Annotated in this window: 20 protein-coding genes; 12 read left to right on the top strand and 8 right to left on the bottom strand. The window is 71.2% G+C overall.

What is annotated here, in order from left to right:
• Nucleotides 1-42: 42 nt before the first annotated feature.
• The 5 genes from ABH928_RS31215 to ABH928_RS31235 form a co-directional block, all read right to left on the bottom strand.
• On the bottom strand, nt 43-1,896 hold the full coding sequence (locus ABH928_RS31215; RefSeq protein ID WP_370072018.1) for an NHL domain-containing thioredoxin family protein: 1,854 nt from the start codon (nt 1,894-1,896) through the stop codon (nt 43-45).
• A gap of 56 nt (nt 1,897-1,952) precedes the next feature.
• A complete protein-coding gene (locus ABH928_RS31220) occupies nt 1,953-2,216 on the bottom strand; it encodes a hypothetical protein (RefSeq protein WP_370072078.1) in 264 nt (87 codons plus the stop codon).
• Nucleotides 2,128-2,544, bottom strand: coding sequence for a PIN domain-containing protein (locus ABH928_RS31225; protein ID WP_370072020.1), 417 nt, complete (start codon nt 2,542-2,544; stop codon nt 2,128-2,130). Before ABH928_RS31225 ends, ABH928_RS31220 begins: the two co-directional genes overlap by 89 nt.
• Nucleotides 2,545-2,548: 4 nt before the next feature.
• The gene (locus tag ABH928_RS31230) at nt 2,549-3,016 is read right to left on the bottom strand and encodes an excisionase family DNA-binding protein (RefSeq protein ID WP_370072022.1); all 468 of its coding nucleotides are present in this window, start codon (nt 3,014-3,016) and stop codon (nt 2,549-2,551) included.
• A gap of 345 nt (nt 3,017-3,361) precedes the next feature.
• A complete protein-coding gene (locus ABH928_RS31235) occupies nt 3,362-3,610 on the bottom strand; it encodes a Smr/MutS family protein (RefSeq protein ID WP_370072023.1) in 249 nt (82 codons plus the stop codon).
• 449 nt (nt 3,611-4,059) lie between these two features.
• Between ABH928_RS31235 and ABH928_RS31240 the strand changes: the two genes are divergently transcribed.
• A complete protein-coding gene (locus ABH928_RS31240; RefSeq protein WP_370072024.1) occupies nt 4,060-4,536 on the top strand; it encodes a hypothetical protein in 477 nt (158 codons plus the stop codon).
• A gap of 57 nt (nt 4,537-4,593) precedes the next feature.
• Here ABH928_RS31240 and ABH928_RS31245 read toward each other — a convergent pair whose 3' ends face one another.
• Nucleotides 4,594-5,316: a TetR/AcrR family transcriptional regulator gene (locus ABH928_RS31245; protein WP_370072025.1), complete on the bottom strand. Its 723-nt coding sequence runs from the start codon at nt 5,314-5,316 to the stop codon at nt 4,594-4,596.
• 225 nt (nt 5,317-5,541) lie between these two features.
• Between ABH928_RS31245 and ABH928_RS31250 the strand changes: the two genes are divergently transcribed.
• The 4 genes from ABH928_RS31250 to ABH928_RS31265 all read left to right on the top strand — a co-directional run bounded on the left by ABH928_RS31250 (nt 5,542) and on the right by ABH928_RS31265 (nt 10,682).
• Entirely contained in the window at nt 5,542-6,042 is a 501-nt protein-coding gene (locus tag ABH928_RS31250) for an LURP-one-related/scramblase family protein (protein WP_370072026.1), read from the top strand.
• A gap of 129 nt (nt 6,043-6,171) precedes the next feature.
• A complete protein-coding gene (gene clpB, locus ABH928_RS31255) occupies nt 6,172-8,769 on the top strand; it encodes an ATP-dependent chaperone ClpB (protein ID WP_370072027.1) in 2,598 nt (865 codons plus the stop codon).
• A 225-nt stretch (nt 8,770-8,994) separates the two neighbouring features.
• On the top strand, nt 8,995-9,558 hold the full coding sequence (locus ABH928_RS31260) for a YbjN domain-containing protein (protein WP_370072028.1): 564 nt from the start codon (nt 8,995-8,997) through the stop codon (nt 9,556-9,558).
• A 116-nt stretch (nt 9,559-9,674) separates the two neighbouring features.
• Nucleotides 9,675-10,682: an Ig-like domain-containing protein gene (locus ABH928_RS31265; RefSeq protein WP_370072072.1), complete on the top strand. Its 1,008-nt coding sequence runs from the start codon at nt 9,675-9,677 to the stop codon at nt 10,680-10,682.
• A gap of 79 nt (nt 10,683-10,761) precedes the next feature.
• Here ABH928_RS31265 and ABH928_RS31270 read toward each other — a convergent pair whose 3' ends face one another.
• Entirely contained in the window at nt 10,762-11,739 is a 978-nt protein-coding gene (locus ABH928_RS31270) for a zinc-binding dehydrogenase (RefSeq protein ID WP_370072029.1), read from the bottom strand.
• 170 nt (nt 11,740-11,909) lie between these two features.
• Here ABH928_RS31270 and ABH928_RS31275 point away from each other — a divergent pair, with 170 nt between their 5' ends.
• On the top strand, nt 11,910-13,079 hold the full coding sequence (locus ABH928_RS31275) for a pyridoxal phosphate-dependent aminotransferase (RefSeq protein ID WP_370072030.1): 1,170 nt from the start codon (nt 11,910-11,912) through the stop codon (nt 13,077-13,079).
• Nucleotides 13,080-13,153: 74 nt separating this feature from the next.
• Here ABH928_RS31275 and ABH928_RS31280 read toward each other — a convergent pair whose 3' ends face one another.
• The gene (locus ABH928_RS31280) at nt 13,154-14,608 is read right to left on the bottom strand and encodes an MFS transporter (RefSeq protein ID WP_370072031.1); all 1,455 of its coding nucleotides are present in this window, start codon (nt 14,606-14,608) and stop codon (nt 13,154-13,156) included.
• Nucleotides 14,609-14,739: 131 nt separating this feature from the next.
• Between ABH928_RS31280 and ABH928_RS31285 the strand changes: the two genes are divergently transcribed.
• The 6 genes from ABH928_RS31285 (at nt 14,740) to pyrE (ending at nt 21,255) form a co-directional block, all read left to right on the top strand.
• Nucleotides 14,740-15,855 carry an Lrp/AsnC family transcriptional regulator gene (locus ABH928_RS31285; RefSeq protein WP_370072032.1) on the top strand — a complete coding sequence of 372 codons (1,116 nt, stop codon included), beginning with the start codon at nt 14,740-14,742 and terminating at the stop codon, nt 15,853-15,855.
• Nucleotides 15,856-16,286: 431 nt separating this feature from the next.
• Nucleotides 16,287-16,793, top strand: a complete 507-nt coding sequence (locus ABH928_RS31290) for a DUF2617 family protein (RefSeq protein ID WP_370072033.1) — start codon at nt 16,287-16,289, stop codon at nt 16,791-16,793.
• 173 nt (nt 16,794-16,966) lie between these two features.
• Nucleotides 16,967-18,592: a spermidine synthase gene (locus tag ABH928_RS31295; RefSeq protein WP_370072034.1), complete on the top strand. Its 1,626-nt coding sequence runs from the start codon at nt 16,967-16,969 to the stop codon at nt 18,590-18,592.
• 41 nt (nt 18,593-18,633) lie between these two features.
• A complete protein-coding gene (locus ABH928_RS31300; RefSeq protein WP_370072035.1) occupies nt 18,634-19,611 on the top strand; it encodes a hypothetical protein in 978 nt (325 codons plus the stop codon).
• A 159-nt stretch (nt 19,612-19,770) separates the two neighbouring features.
• Nucleotides 19,771-20,667, top strand: a complete 897-nt coding sequence (locus ABH928_RS31305; RefSeq protein WP_370072036.1) for an aldose 1-epimerase — start codon at nt 19,771-19,773, stop codon at nt 20,665-20,667.
• 51 nt (nt 20,668-20,718) lie between these two features.
• Complete coding sequence (gene pyrE, locus ABH928_RS31310; protein ID WP_370072037.1) at nt 20,719-21,255, top strand: orotate phosphoribosyltransferase; 537 nt, start codon at nt 20,719-20,721, stop codon at nt 21,253-21,255.
• Nucleotides 21,256-21,275 lie beyond the last annotated feature (20 nt).

The following is a 21,275-nucleotide window of genomic DNA, read 5'->3' on the forward strand; positions in this document are numbered from 1 at the left end:
GGGCCGGGCAACTGCCCGGCCCCTTCGCGTGTGGGTCTGGTCCTACTCGTCCTCGTCCATCCCGGCGAGCACCAGCGCCAGGCGCGCCGTCCCGGCTCCGGTGACCCTGACCGGCACGCCCCAGTCCTGCTGGTGCACGTGGCAGGTCGGGAACTCGATCGCCGGGTCCGCGTCGCACGACGCCGCCATCGCCGAGACGTGCAGCACGCCCTCGGTGACCTCCGGGTCGAGCGTCAGCTCGCGGCGCAGCCCGGTGTCCGCGCCCGCACCGGCGCTGATCAGCTCCGGGGGAGTGGAACTGACGAGCAGTCGGGTGGCCGGGCCGTAGGTCTCGTCCAGTTTCTGGCCGGTCGGTGGCGTGAAGACGACGTCCAGCGTGAGTGTGCCGGGCGCGACCTCCGTGGCCGGGCGCTGGGTCCGGTGCGCGGCGGCCTCGACCCGCACGGCCTCCTCGGGCAGCCGCAGCCGGGTCAGCCGGTGCCGGGCCGACTCGATCACCACGATCTCAGCCGCCCGGTCGCCGTCCGCGGCGACCGTTGCGCCGGACGGCTCCCGCAGGTCGGTCGCGAGCGTGCTGACCTGGCCTGTCTGGGGGTCGAAGCGGCGCAGCGCGTGGTTGTAGGTGTCGGCGACGGCGACTGAGCCGTCGGGCAGCACGGTCACCCCGAGCGGGTGCTGCAGCAGCGCCTGGTCGGCGGCCCCGTCCCGGTGCCCGAAGTCGAACAGGCCGGTGCCGACGGCGGTGTGCACCTCGTGCGTCCCCGCGTCGACCCAGCGCACGGCGGAGGTCTCCGAGTCCGCGACCCAGAGCCGGCGCCCGTCCGCCGCCACGGCCAGCCCGGACGGTTGCGCGAACCACGCCTCGGCGGCGGGGCCGTCGACCAGCCCCTCGTTGGTCGTCCCGGCTTCGACCTGGACCGTGTCGGTGTCGGGGTCGTAGCTCCACAGCTGGTGCGTGCCCGCCATCGCGATCCACACCCGGCCGTCGAACCACGCGACGTCCCACGGCGAGGAGAGATCCACCTCGCGCGCGGGACCGCTGGTCGCGGAGTTCTGCCACCACTGCCGCCCGGTCCCGGCCAGCGTGCTGACCTCGCCGGTCGCCAGGTTCACGCCGCGCAGCGCGTGGTTGACGGTGTCCGCGACCACGACGTCATAGGGCCGGCCCGCGCCCGCGCCCTCGACGAGTGCGAGCCCCTGCGGCTCGCTGAACCGCGCGTCCTCCGCCTTCCCGTCGGTGAAGCCGCGCTCCCCGCTGCCGATCCGCCGGACGACGGTCTCCCCGTCCTCGGCGAACTCGACCAGCGAGTGGTGCCCGGAGTCCGCCACCAGGAACCCGCCCCCGGGCAGCCGCACGGCCTTCCCGGGGAACTTCAACGCCCCGGCCACCGGCTCCGGCGCGACGTACGGCCCGTCCCCGCGCCGCAGCGTCCCCTTCGCCTCGTGCTCCGCCTCCAGCTCTGCGACCAGCGCGCCGATGGCGTGCGCGTGCCCCTCCCCGGCGTGCTGCGCGACGACGTACCCCTCGGGATCGATCACCACCAGCGTCGGCCACGCCCGCACGGCGTACTGCTTCCACGTCGCCAGCTCGGGATCGTCCAGCACGGGGTGCTCCACCTCGTACCGCGCCACGGCGTCGACGACGGCCTGATGCTCGGCCTCGTGCACGAACTTCGGCGAGTGCACCCCGACGATGACGAGGGTGTCCCGGTGCGCCTCCTCCAACTCCCGCAGCTCGTCGAGGACGTGGAGGCAGTTGATACAGCAGAAGGTCCAGAAGTCGAGTACGACGATCTTCCCTCGCAGGTCGAGGAGCGACAGCTCCTCCCCACCGGTGTTGAGCCAGCCGCCCTTGCCGACCAGCTCGGGGGCGCGAACGCGTGCACGTGATGCCATACCTGCATCCAACCGCATCGGGCTGTGGACGCATTCCGGGCAACTGGCCCCGGCTGTCAGTTGTCGGTCTCGTCGGTCATCTGGGCGACCGATCCGGGGCCGGAGCGCAGTGCGGCAACGGAGGAGCGAAGGCCGGAGCGTTCCATGTGGCCGAGCACATCGTCCACGGTTTCCGGAGGGTTGCGTCGGGACTCCGCGATCTGGCTGACGCACGAGTAGACGACCCGGTCGTCAAGGCCGAGCAGATCGAGGATGAATGAGTCTGCCGTCCGCACCTCGACGTCCCACTCGGCGAGGGCACCCGCGGGGAAGTCCTTCACGTTGTTCGTGACGGATCACTTGAGCCTTGGCCTTGATCGCTGCGGCGAGCACGTGTCGATCGTCGGGATCGGGCAACTTGACTGCTGTCACCAGCGGTTCGTATCCGATGACTCGGACGTCACGGATGGAGTTGCTCATGAGACGGCGAAGGCGCTCCAATCTGTCGGGAGCGGTTCCTCTCTGCAAGTGAAGAGCCCGGCTCATCTCATCCAGGATCAAGTCGGTCCACTTGGCTTGGACCATCCCGGCTTGCGCCACTCGAATCAGCAGGTCACGTACTACGTTTGGGTACAGCACGCACGAGTCGTAGACAACGACGAACGCCATGGTCTCAGTCCAGCCCCAGCTCCTGGCCGAGCTGGGCCAGGGCGTTCGCTGCGTCGTGACGGCGTTGGTCGTCCACGCGCTTGTAGCTCATGAGGTCCTCGAAACGGATGCGGCGGTGTCGTCCGACCCGGCGGTAGGGGATCTGGCCGTCCTCCAGGAGTCCGATGAGGTACGGCCGGGAGACGTTGAGCATCTCTGCAGCCCGCTGAGTGGTGAGCTCGGCGTCCACGGGCAGGACCTGAACGCCCTTGCCGCTCGCCAGCGCCGCCAGCATTGCGGCGAACATCTCGGCGACTGGTCGCGGCAGCACCAGGGCTTCGTCCTGTGCGCCGACCTCAAGATGCACTCGGATGTCGTCGTCGCTGCCTTCGGTGCAGGCGAGGTACTCGTTGACCCGGCGCAGCGCGCGCTCGGCGTCCTGCGTGTTGATGACACCGGGTTCCAGCTTCCGGCTCTGTGCTGTGGTAGCCATCAGGTTCGCACTCCCTCCAGTCGCCCAACTGAATTATTCGCAACAAACGAAGTAAACGCAACAGGGGAAGTCGGCGAGCCTCAGCTTGGAGGCCCCAGTCCCAAAATGCGGTGCGTGCTTGCGGATCTTGCGTTCTACTCTCGCGCGAGCGTTCGGGCAGCTGCGGACGGTCGTGCCCGTGGGGAGTCGGCCGAGGCGTCGGCCTGCTGTCTGATGAGGCGATGGCGGGCGCATGTGGGTTGGTCGAATGGCTTCGGCGTCGGACGGGCTTTTCGACGGCCTTCGGGATGCGGGTGGGCGCGGTGGCCTCGATTGGTGCGGCCGGCGGCGGCCTCTAACAACCGCTCACTCCCGGAAGTGGACGAGGATCCGTCCCGGGTTCTTCGGGTCGGGCTCGTGGCGGGTGTAGAGCTTGCGGATGTGCTTCTGGTCGAGGAAGGCCAGGACGCGGCGTTTGAGTTGCCCGGAGCCTTTGCCCGGGATGATCTCGGCGACGGGGTCGCCGGACTGCGCGGCGGTGAAGAGAAACTGACGGAGAGTCAGTTCGATGTCGCGGTTGTTGCGGAAGATGGGGTGCAGGTCGAGGCTGCGCATGGGGCGGTCCGTCCTTTCCGCTCCGGCTCCGAGCCGGGTTGGGGTTGAACGTACCCCCGGACGGTGGGTTGGGCGACGTGGCAGGTGAGGGCAGGTGTCGGAACTGTCGCCGCCTGCTCTCGGTTCCGTTGCGAAAGGTTGTGAAGGACGGGGATGCCGAGGTCAGGCGCGCGCGGTCGGCCATGGTGACCCCCTGATCGAGCTGATCGACCGACTTCGTCCGTGGGGGCCTCATGAACTGCAGCCGTCTTCTCCGTGCCGTTGCCGGGCTCGCCCTGGCGGGCTCGTTGACGGGGTGCTCCGTGATCAGCTTTGGGTCCGGAGGGTCTGGAGGGTCCGGAGGACCTGGAACGTCCGCGGCGACGTCTACCCCGGGCGCGAACGCGACCGGCACCTCGAGCGGCAGCTCGGCCGCGGGAACTGCGGACGCGCGGGCGTTGCTGGGCGACATGGTCCCCTACCCCTCCGGAGCCCGGCCCTGGACCCAGAACAAGACCGGCGCGTTCGGCCTGAGCGACTTCATCGGCAGCTTCTACCTGGCGAGTGCCCAGGCGCAGGAGACCCCGATCGTGCAGCGCCGTGGCTTCACCGGCGCGGCCCGGCACGGTTGGTTCACCGCGGACGGCTCCCAGGCCGAGGTCTGGCTCGTCGACTTCAGTACGGACAGCGGCGCTCAGAGCATGTACCTGGGGCTGAGCAGCAGCTGGAAGGAGGAAGCGTCGTCAGGGGTCAGCTATCAGGACCCCGCCGTGAACGGGATGGGCATGTCCAACCCGACGCTGGACTCCCAGGGCAACGCGTGGGTCAAGGAGGCCGCCCGGGTCGGCCGCACGCTCGTCTACGTCATCACCTTCGCGCCTGCCACGCCGGACAAGGCGGCGGCGGAGGCGCTGATCAAGCAGCAGGTCGGCCGGATCTCCGGCTGACCGGCCCCGGAACGCGACCGACCCCGGAATGCCGACGGCCGCGGAGCACGGGCCCGGTCAGCTGAGCAGGCCCGGCAGCACCCGTCGCAGCATCTTGCGGAAGAGCGCGTCGCGCTCGGCCGGGCTGTCGACCGGGGGCGGACCGGCCGCCGTCAGGACGGCGAGCAGGTGCGGGTGGCGGCCCTCCGCTGCGACGGAGGCCAGGTAGGCGCCCTGCGCCGACGGTGCGGGGGCCGCGCCGGAGCCCGGGGAGGCGGCGAGGAGCTCCTGGCGGGCGAAGAGCGAGGCGAGGCCGCCGACCAGGCCGATCGCTTCCAGCTTGGCGCGGCCGTCGCCGGGGGCGGGGGCCAGCACGGCCAGCGCGTGGTCCAGGTAGTCGATCGCGCGCGGGCCGAGGACCTGGCCCCGCTGGGCGGCCAGGTCGAGCATCCAGGGGTGCCGCAGGTAGACGGCCTTGGACTGGACGGCGAGTCCGCTGAGGTCGTCGATCCAGTCGCCGGTGGGCGCTGCGGAGAGGTCGATCTCGCCAGCCACCGTGTCGGCCATCAGGTCGAGCAGGTCGTCGCGGCTCGCGACGTAGCGGTAGAGCGACGCCGGGCCGGTGCCCAGGAGGTGGGCGATGGCCCGCATCGAGACGGCGGCGAGGCCCTCGGCGTCGGCCAACTCCACGGCCGCGGCGGTGATCTGGGGACGGCTGCGCTCGGGCGCGGGGCCGCGGGCGCCGCGTTCGGGGCGTTGCCAGACGGCAGGGCGTGCGGGGTGTGCGGGCTTGTCTGACATCGGGTTGTCCTCCTCCACGCCACCAGGGCTCCATGCGAACGCACTGAACGCACTGAACACACTGACGCAGTGCAGTCTATTACTGCGAATAGCGATCGCAGATTCACGCTGGGCGCGTCGTTTGCGGACGGATGGAAGCATGGGCGCTGACGTCCGGTCGGCACGGACGCCGGTCGGAACTCCGACCGGGACGCCGATCTGAGGACCAGTGAGGGGAAACGCACCATGAAGTTCCTGATGCGCGAGCGGATCTTCGGCTTCGGCGACGACCACTGGATCACCACCGAGCACGGCGAGAAGGCCTACCTCGTCGACGGCAAGGCGCTCCGCGTCCGCGAGACCTTCGAGCTGAAGGACCATCACACGGGCGAGGTGGTGGCCGTGATCAAGAAGAAGATGCTCTCGGTCCGCGACGCGATGGTCGTCGAGCAGCACCACGGCGGAAAGCTCGCCACGGTGAAGAAGAAGCTGCTCACCGTCTTCCACGACAAGTACCTCGCCGAGCTGGACGGCTCGGTCGGCGGCGGCGAGATCGAGATCGTCGGCAACTTCACCGACCACGAGTTCCGTCTGGAGCAGGACGGCCGCCGGGTCGCGGTCGTCAGCAAGAGCTGGTTCAGCGTCCGCGACCACTACGCGATCGACGTCGCCGACGGCGAGGACGTCCCGCTGCTGCTCAGCATCGCCGTCTGCGTCGAGCACCTGGACGCCGAAGAGCACCACTGAGGGGCGGGGTTCACACCCCTGGCCTCGGCTGACAGCACTGCCTTCCATAACCTTGAGTGGAATAGACTCAACTTATGTCATGCTGGATACGGCAGACATCGGCGCGGGTCGGAGGAGGACCGAACACACGTGGACGCCAGCAAGCTCACCACCAAGGCCCAGGAGGCACTCTCCGCGGCGATCCGGCAGGCGTCGGGCGCGGGCAACCCGGACGTGATGCCCGTCCACGTCCTGCTGGCCCTGCTGGAGCAGCCCGAGGGGATCGCCCGCCCGCTGCTGGAGGCCGTCGGGGCCGACCCGGTGCGGCTGCGCGCCGCGACGGAGCGGCTCGTGCAGGCGCTGCCCAGCGCCCAGGGGTCGACGGTCGCCGCGCCGCAGCTCGGTCGGCCGACGGTCGCGGTGCTCAACGAGGCCGCGGCCCGCGCCGCCGAGCTGGACGACCAGTACGTCTCGACCGAGCACCTGATGGTCGGCCTCGCCGCCGAGGGCGGCCCGGCCGCCGACGCGCTCAAGGCCGAGGGCGCCACCGCCAAGGCGCTGCTGGACGCGTTCAAGGAGGTCCGCGGCAGCGCCAGGGTCACCTCCGCGGACCCGGAGGGCAGCTACAAGGCACTGGAGAAGTACGGCACCGACCTCACCCAGGCCGCCCGCGACGGCAAGCTGGACCCGGTCATCGGCCGGGACCAGGAGATCCGCCGCGTGGTCCAGGTGCTGTCCCGCCGGACCAAGAACAACCCGGTGCTGATCGGCGAGCCCGGCGTCGGCAAGACCGCCGTCGTCGAGGGGCTGGCCCAGCGCATCGTCGCGGGCGACGTGCCCGAGTCGCTGCGCGGCAAGCGCCTGGTCGCGCTCGACCTGGGCGCGATGGTGGCCGGTGCCAAGTACCGCGGTGAGTTCGAGGAGCGACTCAAGGCCGTCCTGAGCGACATCAAGGCCAGCGAGGGCCAGGTCATCACCTTCATCGACGAGCTGCACACGCTCGTCGGCGCGGGTGCGGGCGGCGACTCCGCGATGGACGCGGGCAACATGCTCAAGCCGATGCTGGCCCGCGGCGAGCTGCGCATGGTCGGCGCGACCACGCTGGACGAGTACCGCGAGCGGATCGAGAAGGACGCCGCGCTGGAGCGCCGGTTCCAGCAGGTGCTGGTCGGCGAGCCGAGCGTGGAGGACACCATCGCGATCCTCCGCGGGCTCAAGGGACGTTACGAGGCGCACCACAAGGTGCAGATCGCGGACGCGGCCCTGGTCGCCGCCGCGTCGCTGTCCAACCGCTACATCACCTCCCGGTTCCTGCCGGACAAGGCCATCGACCTCGTCGACGAGGCCGCGTCCCGGCTGCGGATGGAGATCGACTCGTCCCCGGTCGAGATCGACGAACTCCAGCGCGCCGTCGACCGGTTGCGGATGGAGGAGATGGCGCTCTCCAAGGAGTCCGACGCCGCCTCCGTCGCGCGGTTGGAGCGACTGCGCCGTGATCTCGCGGACAAGCAGGAGCAGTTGGGCGCGCTGACCGCCCGCTGGCAACAGGAGAAGGGCAGCCTCAACAAGGTCGGCGAGCTGAAGGAGCGCCTCGACGGCCTGCGCGGCCAGGCAGAACGCGCCCAGCGCGACGGCGACTTCACGACCGCCTCCCGGCTGATGTACGCGGACATCCCCGCAGCCGAGCAGGAGCTGGCCGAGGCGCAGGACGCGGCGCGCACCGAGTCCACCACCTCGTCCATGGTCAAGGAGGAGGTCGGCCAGGACGACGTCGCCGACGTCGTGGCGTCCTGGACGGGCATTCCGGCCGGACGGCTGCTGGAGGGCGAGACGACGAAGCTGCTGCGGATGGAGGAGGAGCTCGGCCGCCGCCTGGTCGGTCAGTCCGCCGCCGTCCGGGCCGTCTCCGACGCGGTCCGGCGCTCCCGCTCCGGCGTCGCCGACCCGGACCGGCCGACCGGCTCGTTCCTCTTCCTCGGCCCGACCGGCGTCGGCAAGACCGAACTGGCCAAGGCGCTCGCCGACTTCCTCTTCGACGACGAGCGGGCCATGGTCCGCATCGACATGAGCGAGTACAGCGAGAAGCACAGCGTCGCCCGGCTGGTCGGCGCCCCTCCCGGCTACGTCGGCTACGAGGAGGGCGGCCAGCTCACCGAGGCGGTCCGCCGCCGTCCGTACGCGGTGGTGCTGCTGGACGAGGTGGAGAAGGCCCACCCCGAGATCTTCGACATCCTCCTCCAGGTGCTGGACGACGGCCGTCTGACGGACGGTCAGGGGCGGACGGTGGACTTCCGCAACACCATCCTGATCCTGACCTCCAACCTCGGCTCGCAGTACCTGGTCGACCCGTCCCTGGACGACGCGGTCAAGAAGGACCGGGTGCTGGAGACGGTGCGGACCGCGTTCAAGCCGGAGTTCCTCAACCGGCTCGACGACATCGTGGTCTTCGACCCGCTCGGGGCCGAGGAGTTGACTCGGATCGTCGACCTTCAGGTCCAGGCGCTCAGCCGTCGTCTGGAGGAGCGCCGGCTCACGCTGGACGTCTCCGCCGCGGCCCGCGACTGGCTGGCGATCACCGGCTACGACCCGGCGTACGGCGCCCGCCCGCTGCGCCGCCTGGTCCAGTCGGCGATCGGCGACAAGCTGGCCCGCGCGATCCTCGCGGGCGACGTCCGGGACGGCGACACCGTCCTGGTCGACGCCGACGAGGGCGCGGACGAGCTGACGGTCGCCCGCAAGGAGGCCTGACCGTCGGACCGTCCGACCGGTAACCGAGCCAGGGTCCGCACACGTCCCGTGTGCGGGCCCTCGCCCTGTGTGGAGCACCTGGAAGCAGCGGTGGAGCACTCTTGTGCTGTGGCAATGCGCGGCACGGTAAGACCCCCTTCCGAGGGGGCGACGACACTGGGCGCTGCACCCCCGGGTGAGGCAGGATGAAGACCGGCAAGCCGTAACCCGAAGGGAACCTCTCTCGTGAGCATCGACCCGTCCGCCATTCCCAACTTCGGCGGGCCGAACCCGCAGCCCCAGCCGCAGCAGGGGCCGCCGCCGGTCGTCATTCCGGACGCCGAACTGGTCAAGCAGCTGCTGGACCAGATGGAGCTCAAGCACGGTGTGGACGCCGAGGGCGACGTCGTCGCGCCCTGGGAGGAGTTCCAGGTCTACTTCATGTTCCGCGGCGAGCAGAAGGAGCTCTTCGCGGTCCGCGCCTTCTACAACCACGCCCACGACCTCGGCGCCAAGCCGGAGCTGCTCGAGGCGCTGGACGAGTGGAACCGCGAGACGCTGTGGCCCAAGGTCTACACGGCCACCCAGGACGACGGTGTGCTCCGCGTGGTCGGCGAGGCGCAGATGATCGTCGGCATGGGCGTGAACATCAACTACTTCGCGGCCATGGTCGTCAACTGGGTCCAGGCCTCGGTCACCTTCAACCAGTGGATCAGCGAGCGCCTCGGCCTGGTCAAGGAGGTCGACGGGGACGGTGCCGCCGATGGCGAGAAGCCCGGCGACAACGATGGAAACAGCACCGAGTCCTAATCTTGACCTTTGCTTTACATGCTGCCTGCAACCGCTTGCGTAGGGTTCGAAGTCTGAGGACGTGTCGGGACGTCCGGTGACGATGTGGCGTGAGCGGAGCAGGTGGCGTGGGACGCGTGGGGCGGATCAAGAACACCATTGGTATGGCGCTGTTGGCCGGCGCCGTGCTGGCCGGAGCGAGTGGCTGCGGGGGCAACGCCTCCGCTGCGGCGTCCAAGGGGACGTCAACCTCGCCGGTGGCCGGCGCGAGTGCGAGTGCGAGCAAGCCGGCCAAGCCGACTACCAGCCCGTCGCCGACGCACCCGGCCGGGCCGCCGCTCGAGCTGGACTCCATATCCCCGGTCGACGGGGCCCAGGTCGGCGTGGCGATGCCCATATCCGTGGTCTTCTCCAACCCGGTCGCCAGCTCCGCCCGCAAGGCCGTCGAGCAGGCGCTGAAGGTGACCTCGTCGACGCCGATCGTCGGCGCCTGGCACTGGTACAGCGACACCCGCGTGGACTTCCGGCCGCAGAGCTACTGGCCGTCGGGCACCCACGTCTCGATCAACGCCGACCTCGACAACGTCGGTGACGGCAACGGTCGTTGGGGCACCCACAACTACCACCACAGCTTCACCATCGGGGCGGACACCGAGACGCAGGTCAGCGTCCCCGGCCACTCGATGAAGGTCTACCGCAACGGCCAGCTGGTCAAGACCATGCCGATCGACGCGGGCAGCCCGGACTTCCCGTCCTGGGACGGCACCATGGCCGTGATCGACAAGCAGCCCGAGGTCCGGATGACCTCCTGCAGCGTCGGCATCACCTGCGACAAGAGCAACCCGAACTACTACGACCTGACGCTGCCCTGGGACGTCCACCTGACGTTCTCCGGCACCTACGTCCACTACTCCACGGGCGACCCGTACCCGGGCCACAGCTACGGCTCGCACGGCTGCGTCCACCTGTCGCTGAGCGACGCGGAGTGGTACTACAACTACGTCGAGGTGGGCGACCCGGTCACCATCTCCGGCTCCCCGCGCGGCAAGGCGGCCGGTGACAACGGCTACGCGGCGTTCAACCTCAGCTGGAGCGACTGGCTGGCGGGCAGCTCGGCCGGTCAGGTCACGACGACCGCGAGCTGACCAGCTGACAGGCTGACAGTTGAGCAGTGATTCACGGCGACGGCCGGTGCGTTGAACCCACCGGCCGTCGCCGTTCCGTTCAGGGCAGCAGCACGGTCTTGCCCACGGTCTCCCGGCGTTCGATCGCCGCGTGGGCGGCCGCCGCGTCCCGCAGCGGGAAGGTCTGACCGACCAGCGGCCGGACGCGTCCCGCCGCCACGGCGGTGAGCAGGTCGCGGGTCTGGCGGTGCTGGACCTCAGGGCTGCGTGCACCCGTCGGCGGCCCGAAGTAGTCGAGGGTGGTGACGCCGCTCTGCTCGGCCTCGCCGGGCGCGATCGTCGTCCCCGCACCGCTGCTGAACCCGAACGCGATGAACCGGCCACCGGGCCGCAGCAGTTCGAACGCCTCCCGGCCGATCGTGCCCCCGACGCCGTCGAAGACCACGCTGACCCCGGCGTCGCTGAGCGCCGCCGACCAGCCGGGCTCAGCGTAGTCCAGGACGGTGTCCGCGCCGAACTCCTTGGCCAGCGCCAACTTCCGCTCGCCCCGGGCCAGTCCGACCACCCGGCGGACGCCGGCCTGCCGGGCCAGCTGCACCAGCAGCGTGCCGACGGCGCTCGCGGCCGACTCCACCAGCACCACGTCGTCCGGGCCGACCGCGGCCAGTTCGGTCAGGCCGACCGCGGTCCGCCCGGTGCCGAGCAGGGAGACGGCTTCGGCCGCGCCCAGCCGTTCCGGGATCGGATGCGCGTCGTGCTCGCGCAGCAGCGCCGACTCGGCGTAGCCGCCGCCCTGCCCGGTCCGTCCGGTGACCCGCGCGCCGACCAGGGACGGATCGACGCCCTCGCCGGTGGCCACCACGGTGCCCGCGACCTCGCTTCCCGGTACCCACGGCAGCGAGGGCGGCGCGAGCGGCGTCCCGGCCATCCGGCCCGCCCGCACCTGCGTCTCCACGAACTGCACCCCGGCCGCCTCGACCCGCACCAGCAGCTCGCCCGGCCCCGGGACGGGATCCGGCACGTCCTCCAGCCGCAGCTGCTCCGGTCCGCCGTACTCCCGCACCACGCTCGCCAGCATCTCCGCGCTCCTTCGTCGTAGGCCCGCAGCCCTGTAGCCCCGTAGCTCCGTAGCCCCGTAGTTCCGTTGCTTCGGACGCTACGCGTCGATGTCCGCCACGACCTCGGCCGTCGGACCGACTCCGACTCGGACCTTCCGCCGAGGGCCCGGGCAGGCCCTATGCTGCGCTCATGAGCAACAGGCCGCTGTTGAACCGCCGTCTGGCGGGCATGGGGACGACGATCTTCGCCGAGATGTCGGCGCTGGCCACCGCGACCGGCTCGATCAACCTCGGGCAGGGCTTCCCGGACACCGACGGTCCGGAGGAGGTCCGCGAGGCGGCGGTCCGGGCGCTGCGGGAGGGCCGGGGCAACCAGTACCCGCCCGGGCCCGGCGTCCCCGAGCTGCGGCAGGCGATCGCCGAGCACCAGCAGCGGTTCTACGGTCTCGGCTACGACCCGGACACGGAGGTCCTGGTCACCGCCGGTGCCACGGAGGCGATCGCGGCCTCGCTGCTGGCCCTGCTGGAGCCGGGCGACGAGGTCATCGCCTTTGAACCGTTCTACGACTCCTACGCCGCCTGCATCGCCATGGCCGGTGCGACGCGGGTCCCGCTCACCCTGCGCGCGCCCGATTTCCGCCCGGACCTGGACGAGCTGCGCGCCCTGATCACCCCGCGCACCCACCTGCTGCTGCTCAACACCCCGCACAACCCGACCGGCACCGTGCTCGCCCCGGAGGAGCTGTCCGCGATCGCGGCGCTCGCCGTCGAGCACGACCTGCTGGTGGTCACCGACGAGGTCTACGAGCACCTCGTCTTCGGCGCGGCCGTCCACCGGCCGATCGCCGCCCTGCCGGGCATGCGCGAGCGCACGGTCTCCATCTCCTCGGCCGGGAAGACCTTCTCCTTCACCGGCTGGAAGGTCGGCTGGGTCACCGCCACACCGGAGTTGGTCGCGGCGGTGCGCACAGCCAAGCAGTATCTGACCTACGTCTCCGCAGGCCCGTTCCAGTACGCAGTCGCCGAGGCGCTGCGCCTGCCCGACGCGTACTTCGACGGCTTCCGCGCCGACCTCGAGCGCAAGCGCGACCTGCTGGACGCGGGCCTGCGCGCGGCCGGGTTCGAGGTCTACGAGCCGCAGGGCACGTACTTCATCACCACCGACATCGCCCCGTTCGCCGAGAAGGACGCCTACGCCTTCTGCCGCGCCCTGCCGGAGCGTTGCGGCGTCGTCGCGATCCCCAACTCGGTCTTCTACGACGACAAGGAGGCGGGCCGCAGCCAGGTCCGCTTCACCTTCTGCAAGCAGGACGCCGTCCTGGAGGATGCCGTCAGCCGCCTGCAGCGCCTGCGCGCCTGAGCGTCCGGACATGGCTGGGCCCGGCCGCTTCCGACCGGGCCCTCCGCCTGCAGTACAGGTGATCTGTCGGTCCGTCAGTCCCGGACCAGGTCCTGCGTACGTGCGCCGGGGGCGCCGGGGACGTCGGCGTCGGACGACGCGACCGGGCTGGCCGGGTGGCCTGCACCGGGAGCGGCGTGGCGGCGGACCAGGGCGAGGACCAGGACGCCGGCGACCAGGCCGGTCGCGCCCGCGGTGAGGTAGACCAGGTCCAGGCCGGAGGCGAACGACGCACGCAGCGACGTCCCGTGGAAGTGGCGCTGGAAGATCGTGCCCAGCACGGCGATGCCGAGCGCGTAGCCCAGCTGCCGGGCCGTGCTGAGCGCGCCGCTGGCCATGCCCGCGCGGGCGGGCGGGACGGCGGCCAGGGCCGTCGACATCAACATCGGCGTGGAGAGGCCGACGCCGACACCCGTGACCAGCAGCCCGGGAAGCAGCGCGGTCCAACCGGAGGACGCGGTGACCGCGGCCAGCATCATCGTTCCGCCGCCGATCAGCAGCAGGCCGACGCCGATGGGCAGTTGCGGGGTGACCTTGTGAAGCGCCTTGCCGCTGACCAGGGCGACCACGAAGGCGGACAGCGCCATGGGCGACACCGCCAGACCCGCCGAGAGCGGGCTCAGCCCCAGCGCCTCCTGCAACCAGAGGGAGGTGTAGGTCAGTTCGGCGAACGCGGCGGCCGTGAGCAGCAGCCCGGCGAGCATCAGGCCGAGGAAGGTGCGGTTGCGCAGCAGCGACAGGTCGAGCAGCGGGTTCGCTCCGCGCAGCTGGATCACGGCGAACGCGATCAGCGCGAGCACGCCGACGCCGATCGAGCCGAGCGCGGTGAAGCTGCCCCAGCCCTTGTCACCGCTCTCGATCAGGCCGTAGGTCAGCGCCGCCGCGAAGAGGGTGAAGCTCGCGGCCCCGGCCACGTCCACCCGGCCGCGGGACGCGCCGGTTCCGCCCTTGAGGAAGCCGACGGTCATCGCGACGGCCACGACGGCGACCGGGACGTTGACGAAGAAGATCGCCCGCCAGCCGAACTGGTCGGTCAGCAGCCCGCCCAGGACCGGACCGACGGCCGCAGCCGCGCCGTTGACCGCGCCCCAGACGCCGAACGCGGTGCCGCGGTCCCGGCCCTGATAGGCGGAGGCGAGCAGCGCCGTGGTCGAGGTCATCATGGCCGCGCCGCCGATGCCCTGCACCGCACGCGCGGTGATCAGCATGGCCGCGTTGGGGGCCAGCCCGCAGGCGAGCGAGGCGGCGGCGAAGACGACCAGGCCGGTGAGGTAGAGGCGGCGGTGGCCGAGGCGGTCGCCGAGCGAGCCGAGCGCCATCAGCAGCGCGGCCAGCGTCAGCGCGTAGATGTCGACGACCCACTGCAGCGAGGTGAACGAGGAGTTCAGGTCGGCCGCCATCTTCGGCAGGGCGACGTTCACGATGCTGACGTCGACCAGCAGCATGAACGCGCCGAGGCAGACGGCAGCCAGGGGTATCCACTTACGCATGGAGGGCTCCAGGACGGACGAAAGGATGGGATCGGGCGGTGTCGCCTGTTCCAGTGTCGGCGTCCTGCTGCCCGTCCTCCACGTCGATTCGGCTTTACTGGCAGATTCCGACACCGCCGTAGGCTGGTGGCATGGAAACCGACATCACTGCACGCGCTGCCGCCCGAGCGGCCGAGGACGGCTACGACAGGCTGGACCGGCAGCTGGCCCAGGCGCTGCAGCTCGACGCCCGTGCCCCGTTCAGCCGGATCGCCGAAGTGCTCGGCGTCTCGGACCAGACCGTCGCCCGCCGCTACGCGCGCCTGCGCGACCGGGGCAGCGTCCGCGTGCTCGGCCTGAGCGAGGCCACCGCGCTCGGCGAGGTCCGCTGGCACGTGCGGGTGCAGTGCATCCCGGGCGCGGCGCCCGCCGTGGCGGACGCGCTGGCCAGGCGGGAGGACACCACGTGGGTCAGCCTCGGTTCGGGCGGTGCGGAGATCAACTGCACCACGCGGGCCCATCCGGACGCACAACAGGACAGCCTGCTGCTGCAACGGCTGCCCCGCACGCCGAGCGTGGTCGGGGTGAGCGCGCACTGCGTGATGCACACGTACTTCGGCGGCGCGCACAGCATCGCGCTCAAGTCCGGTGCGCTCAGTCCGGAGCAGGTCGCGACGCTGCGTCCGGGCGGCTTGCCGTCGCCCGTCGGCCCGGCGGGAGGCCCGGCGGTCGGTGCCGCTGCCGACCCGGCAGTCGGCCTCGCGGTCGGTCCCGGCTCGGTGGGCGTCGACGACGCCGACCGGCGGCTCTTCGAGGTCCTGGCCGTGGACGGCCGGGCCGGACTGACCGAACTCGCCGCCGCCACAGGCTGGTCGGCGAGCACGGTGCGCCGTCGGATGGCGGAGCTGGAGGCGGCCGACGTGCTCTACTTCGACCTCGACATGGACTGGCGGATCTTCGGTATCCGCAACGCCACGCTGCTCTGGCTCTCTGTCGCCCCCGCCGAACTGGACGCCACCGGTGCCGCGTTGGCTGAGCACCCCGAGGTCGCCTACGCCTGCGCGACCACCGGGCCGACCAACCTGCACGCGGTGGTGCTGACTTCGGACGTGCAGGGCTTCTACACCTACCTGACCACCCGGATCGCCGCGTTGCCGGCGGTCCGTCAGGTGGAGACCGCGCCGGTCATGCGCAACGTCAAGGGCCCCGGACCGGTCGCGCTGCCGCTGCGCGGCGCGCACCGACCGCTGCGACGGGCCCGAAGTTGACCGCCTCCGCGACGCCGACCGCGATGCCGGCTGCGACGCGGCGGGCGCAGGCGATGCGCAGCACTCATGCGAACGGGTGAATGCCGAGCGGGCTAATGACGGCGGAGCGCCCCGTTCGGGTGGCACACGGAAGGGTGAAGACGGCAGGCGTAGATATGGATGTATATGCCGTGGGAATGAGCGGCACGCACATGTCCGGAACTCCTCCTCGGATCGTGGCACGTCACGGGCGCGGACCGGTCATCGGTGAGAATCTACGGCGCGGTGATGGGGGCGCGGCGAAAATGGGTAAATCCCCTACGGACACGGAGTATTCGTGCTTCCCTGCTTCCTGAGTCCCCCGAATGTCCCTCCGTCGCGGCAGCATCGTTCCCACAGACCGTAAGGGTTGTCCCGGCGTCATCGAAGGACCCGAGTACGCGGAGCCGAGAATGCTCACCACCCTCCACACCCACTACACCGACACCCGTGCTGGTGACCTGGCCTGGTGCCTGGGCAGCAGCCTGCTTCCGGCACTTGCCGTACTGGACCTGGACCTCGGCCCGAACAGCATCCAACTCCGCCTGCTCGGCGCATCGCACCAGGTCATCCTGGGTGCGGGAGAGGAGGAGTGCGTGGAGACGGTGGCCTGTATGCCGGGCCGTCGCACCCCGCTGCCCGCCCGGGTGGCCGAGCGGGTCCGGGGCTGGGAGTACGAATTCGCGGCCCGGGTCGAAACCCTCTCCTCACACGAGTTCGCGGGCCGGGCACAGGAGTTGCTCGCCCTGGTGGAGAACCATCCGCACGGCCTTGCCGGGGTGTTCCCCGGTGATCCGAATGCGTTCACCGCATTGCTGGCCGGCGGTGACGAGAGCGGCATCCTGTGGCGCACCTGGCATGCATATCCGCAGGAGGGTCAATTGGTGTGTACGCGGTCAACATTGCGCGCATTCGGCTGACAATCCATCAAATACGGCTGTAGGAAGTGGACGGAAGTGCTGGCGGCCTGCTCGAAGGCCGCGCCAGGGCGGGCAAGTTGCACGAACGGGCGTGCGACATGTCAAGGCGACACGATGCGCCGCCACTCCCGTGGGCGACGAGGTTGTCCGCCCTCGTCGCCTAGCGTTTCTGCGTGATCAACCCTTCTCCCCGCGCCACCCGGCTGCTGGTGCTGCTCGCAGCTTTCGTCTGCGCCGCATGCGGGTTGGTCTACGAGCTGGACCTGGTCGCCCTCGGCAGCTACCTGTTGGGCGACTCCGTCACCCAGGCGTCCGTCGTGCTCTCGGTGATGGTCTGCGCGATGGGCGCCGGGTCACTGCTGGCGAAGCGATTCACCCGGCGCCCGGCGTCCGCGTTCGCCATGGTCGAGAGCGCGTTGGCGCTGATCGGCGGTCTGTCGGTGCTGGCGCTCTACGGCTGCTTCGTCTGGTTCGGCCACTACCAGGTCGCGTTGGTCGCGGTCGCCTCGCTGATCGGGCTGCTGATCGGCGCGGAGATCCCACTGCTGATGACGCTGATTCAGCGGGTCCGGCGCCAGGAGGCCGGGCGGGCCGTCGCCGACCTGTTCGCGGCCGACTACGTGGGCGCGCTGATCGGCGGGTTGGCCTTCCCCTTTCTGTTGCTGCCGACCCTCGGCCAGCTCACCGGCGCACTGGTGACCGGGGTGGTCAACACCGCTGCGGGCGGCCTGATCGCGCTCTGCATCTTCCGCAAGGAGCCCGCGCCCCGGGCCCGGCTGCTGCTCTGGCTGCTCAGCGGCGCGGTGGTCGTGATCCTGCTGCTGGCGTGGGCGGGCAGCAGCGCCTTCGAGCGGGCGGCCCAACGGCGGCTCTACGGCGGCCCGGTACGGGTCAGCGAGCAGAGCCGTTACCAGCAGATCGTGGTCACCGGGGGGCTGGGGCCAGCGGGCGGGCCGGTCGGACCGGCCGCGTCCGGCGGTGCGGCGGCCCGACAGCCGGGCGTCGTACTCGACGGGGCGCACATCGGTCCGGGACAGCTGGTGGACGCTGCCGCACTGACCTCCGTCCGCGTCTACCTCGACTCCCGGCTCGCCGTCTGCGGCCGGGATCAGGCCGCCTACCATGCGGCGCTGATCGGCCCCGCGCTGGTCGGCCCGCACGCCCGGGTGCTCGTCCTCGGCGGCGGTGACGGCCTGGCGGCCCGTCAGGTGCTCGACACCCCCGGCGTCCGCAAGGTGACCCTGGTCGAGCAGGACCCCGACCTGCTCCAGCTGGCCCGGACCGATCCGGTGCTCTCCGCCCTCAACCGCCACGTCCTGGACGACCCCCGCTTGGACACCGTCACCGCGGACGCCTTCGGCTGGCTGCGCACCGCGCCGCTCCAGGAACACCCCTACGACGTGATCGTCGCCGACCTGCCCGGCCCCCGGCTCGACGACGCCGACAAGCTCTACACCAGTGAGTTCTACGGCCTGGTCCGCCGGATGCTGGCCCCCGGCGGACGGCTGGTGGTGCACGCGGGCAGCCGTCTCTGGTCGGTGACCGACACCATCCGCTCGGTCGGCCTCTCCGTCCTCGCCTACGACGCCGACGGCCGTGGCGGCTGCGGTCCGGTCACCACGCCCACCTGGAGTTTCGTCCTCGCCTCGGCCGCCCCGGCGCAGGGCGGACAGACCCTCACCCTGCCGAACGGGCCGTCCCACGGACTGCCGGGACCGCTGGGACTGCCCGCCCTCCACCTCCTCACCGAGCCGCGCGGGCACGCCGACCGGGTCACCACGCTGCTCGATCCGCGCTGAACCGGCGCTTCCGGCGCGACGGGTGGGTAGGCTCACCAGGCATGGAGCATGAGGTTCTGGTACCACTGTCGCCGCGGACCCTCCAGCGGTCCCTGGACCGACCCGAGCTGCTCGCGGTCTGTCTGCCGGGATTCACCCCGGACCAGACCGCCACCGACACGGCCGTGCCCGAGGTGCCCGCCCAGGGCGACGGGTCCGACGCGGCGCGTGCGTCGGGGACGCCGTTGCTGGCGGGACGGCTCAAGCTGCGCGTCGGCGGCTCCTCCATCACGTACCGCGCCCGACTGCGACGTCTCGACGACGCCGACGAGGGCGACGCCGACGGCAGTCTCGGCTTCGAGGTCGACGGCGAGCAGTCGGTCGGCAGCGGCAGCATCACCGGTACGGTCCGGGTTCGGCTGGAGCCGGTGGCGGAGGACGCGGCCACGACCCGGGCGGCCTTCCTGACGATGCTTCAGGGCAAGGGCCGGATCGAGGAGTTCTCGTCCTCGGCGTTGGCGACGGCGGGTCGCCGTCTGCTGGACCGATTCTGCGCGGAGCTGGCCACCCGTGCGGAGCAGATGGAGGACTTGGCGGTGGAGGCCGACGAGTTGGACGAAGCCGGCGCTGCAGAAGCGTCCGACCCGCTGGAGGAAGGTTTCGACGACGACGCCGAGCTCTTCCTGGTCCAGGGCTTCGGCGAGTTGAACGACCTGAGCGAGCTCGGGGACCTCAGCGATCTGAGCGATCTCGGTGAACTCGGCGAGCCCGCCACGGTCGAGTCGGCGCGGCGCAGCATGGTCGGCCGCTCCGCCGAGGAGGTCGACCACGCGCCGCCGCGCGGTCGGTACGCCCCGGTCCTGCCGCCCCGCAGCGCCCGCTCCCGCGCGTCGGCGCGCTGGGGCACGACCGAGCGGCGGATGGGCGAGCCCCCGGTCGCCGAGCTGGAGCGCCCGCGCGCAACGTGGTTGGTCGGCGGCGTCGCCCTGCTCGGCGGCGCGGTCATCCTGGTCCGCGCCCTCCGCCGCCACTCGCGCTGACCGACTGCCGCTTCGACGGCGACCGCTCACCTTCGACGGCGACCGCCCACTCTCCACGGCGACCGCCCACTCTCCCACGGCGACCGCCCACTCTCCCACGGCGACCGCTCACCGCTTCGACGGCGACCGCTCACCGCACCGATCCGAAGGGAACCACCCGTGCACCACCCCGCCCCCGTCCTGCTCGCCGCGGGCGACGTCGCCGTGACCGTGCTGCCCGGCGACGGCTGCCGGGTGGGCAGCCTGCGGCTCGGCGACGTCGAACTGCTCCGCACCGCACCGGAATCGGCAGCACGCGCGGCAGCGGAGGGGGACGTGCGGGACGTCTTCGGCCACGGTTCGTTCCCGATGGCCCCGTGGGCGGGCCGGGTGGACCGGGGACGCTTCAACAACGGCCCGATCCGTCACCAGCTTCCGCTCGACCTGCCTCCGCACGCCGCCCACGGCACGGTGGTCCGCCGCGCCTGGCGCGCCGCCGCGCCCGTCGTCACCGGTGCGGACGGCACGGAGTTCTCCGGCAGGGAGGTCCCGGAGGGCACCGTGACGGCGGCCTTCGTCTGTGACCTCACCGACCCCTGGCCCTACCCGGGCCGGGTCACCCAGCTGTTCGAGCTGACCCCGGAGCAGCTGCGCATCACTCTCGCCGTCGAGGCGCTGCAGGACTCGTTCCCGGCGCAGGCCGGGTGGCACCCCTGGTTCCGCAAGCAGCTGCGGGCGGACGGACCGACCGCCGTCCTCGACTTCACCCCGGCCTGGCAGGAGGAGCGCGGCTCCGACCACCTCCCGACCGGGCGGCGGATCGACCCGCTCCCGGGCCCGTGGGACGACTGCTTCGCCCTGCCGGACGGCGTCCTCGCCACGCTGCGCTGGGCCGACGAGCTGACGCTGACGGTCACCAGCGACTGCACCTGGCTGGTCGTCTTCGACCAGCAGGACGACGCCGTCTGCGTCGAACCGCAGTCCGGCCCGCCGAACGGCCTCAACACCGCGCCGCACCTGGTCACCCCGATCGAGCCGCTCGAAGTGACCACCACCTGGAGCTGGCAGCGCGGCTGAGCGGCACTCCTTCGCCGGACCGGGCTCAGACAGGGCCTAAGCTGAAGTCTCATGAGTACCTCGCGTGACGCGCTTCTCGAAGAGATCAAGAACAAGGCCGTTGTCCACGGCAAGGTGACCCTGTCCTCCGGGCTGGAGTCCGACTACTACATCGACCTTCGCCGCATCACGCTGGACGGCACCGCCGCACCGCTCGTGGGCCAGGTCATGCTGGACCTGACCAAGGACCTCGACTTCGACGCGGTCGGCGGGCTCACGCTCGGCGCCGACCCGGTCGCCACCTCGATGCTGCACGCCTCCGCCGCGCGCGGTGAGCGCCTGGACGCCTTCGTGGTCCGCAAGGCGCAGAAGGCGCACGGCATGCAGCGCCGGATCGAGGGCACCGAGGTCAAGGGCCGCCGGGTCCTGGTCGTCGAGGACACCTCCACCACCGGCGGCTCGCCGCTGACCGCCGTCGAGGCCGTCCGCGAGGCGGGCGGCGAGGTCGTGGCCGTCGCCGTGATCGTCGAGCGCGGTGCCGCCCCGACCATCGCCGAGGCCGGCCTGCCCTACCTGGCCGCCTACCAACTCGCCGACCTGGGCCTCTGAGGCGCCGAGACTCCGACGAA

Source organism: Streptacidiphilus sp. MAP5-3, from assembly GCF_041262505.1.
In the GTDB taxonomy this organism is placed as follows: domain Bacteria; phylum Actinomycetota; class Actinomycetes; order Streptomycetales; family Streptomycetaceae; genus Streptacidiphilus.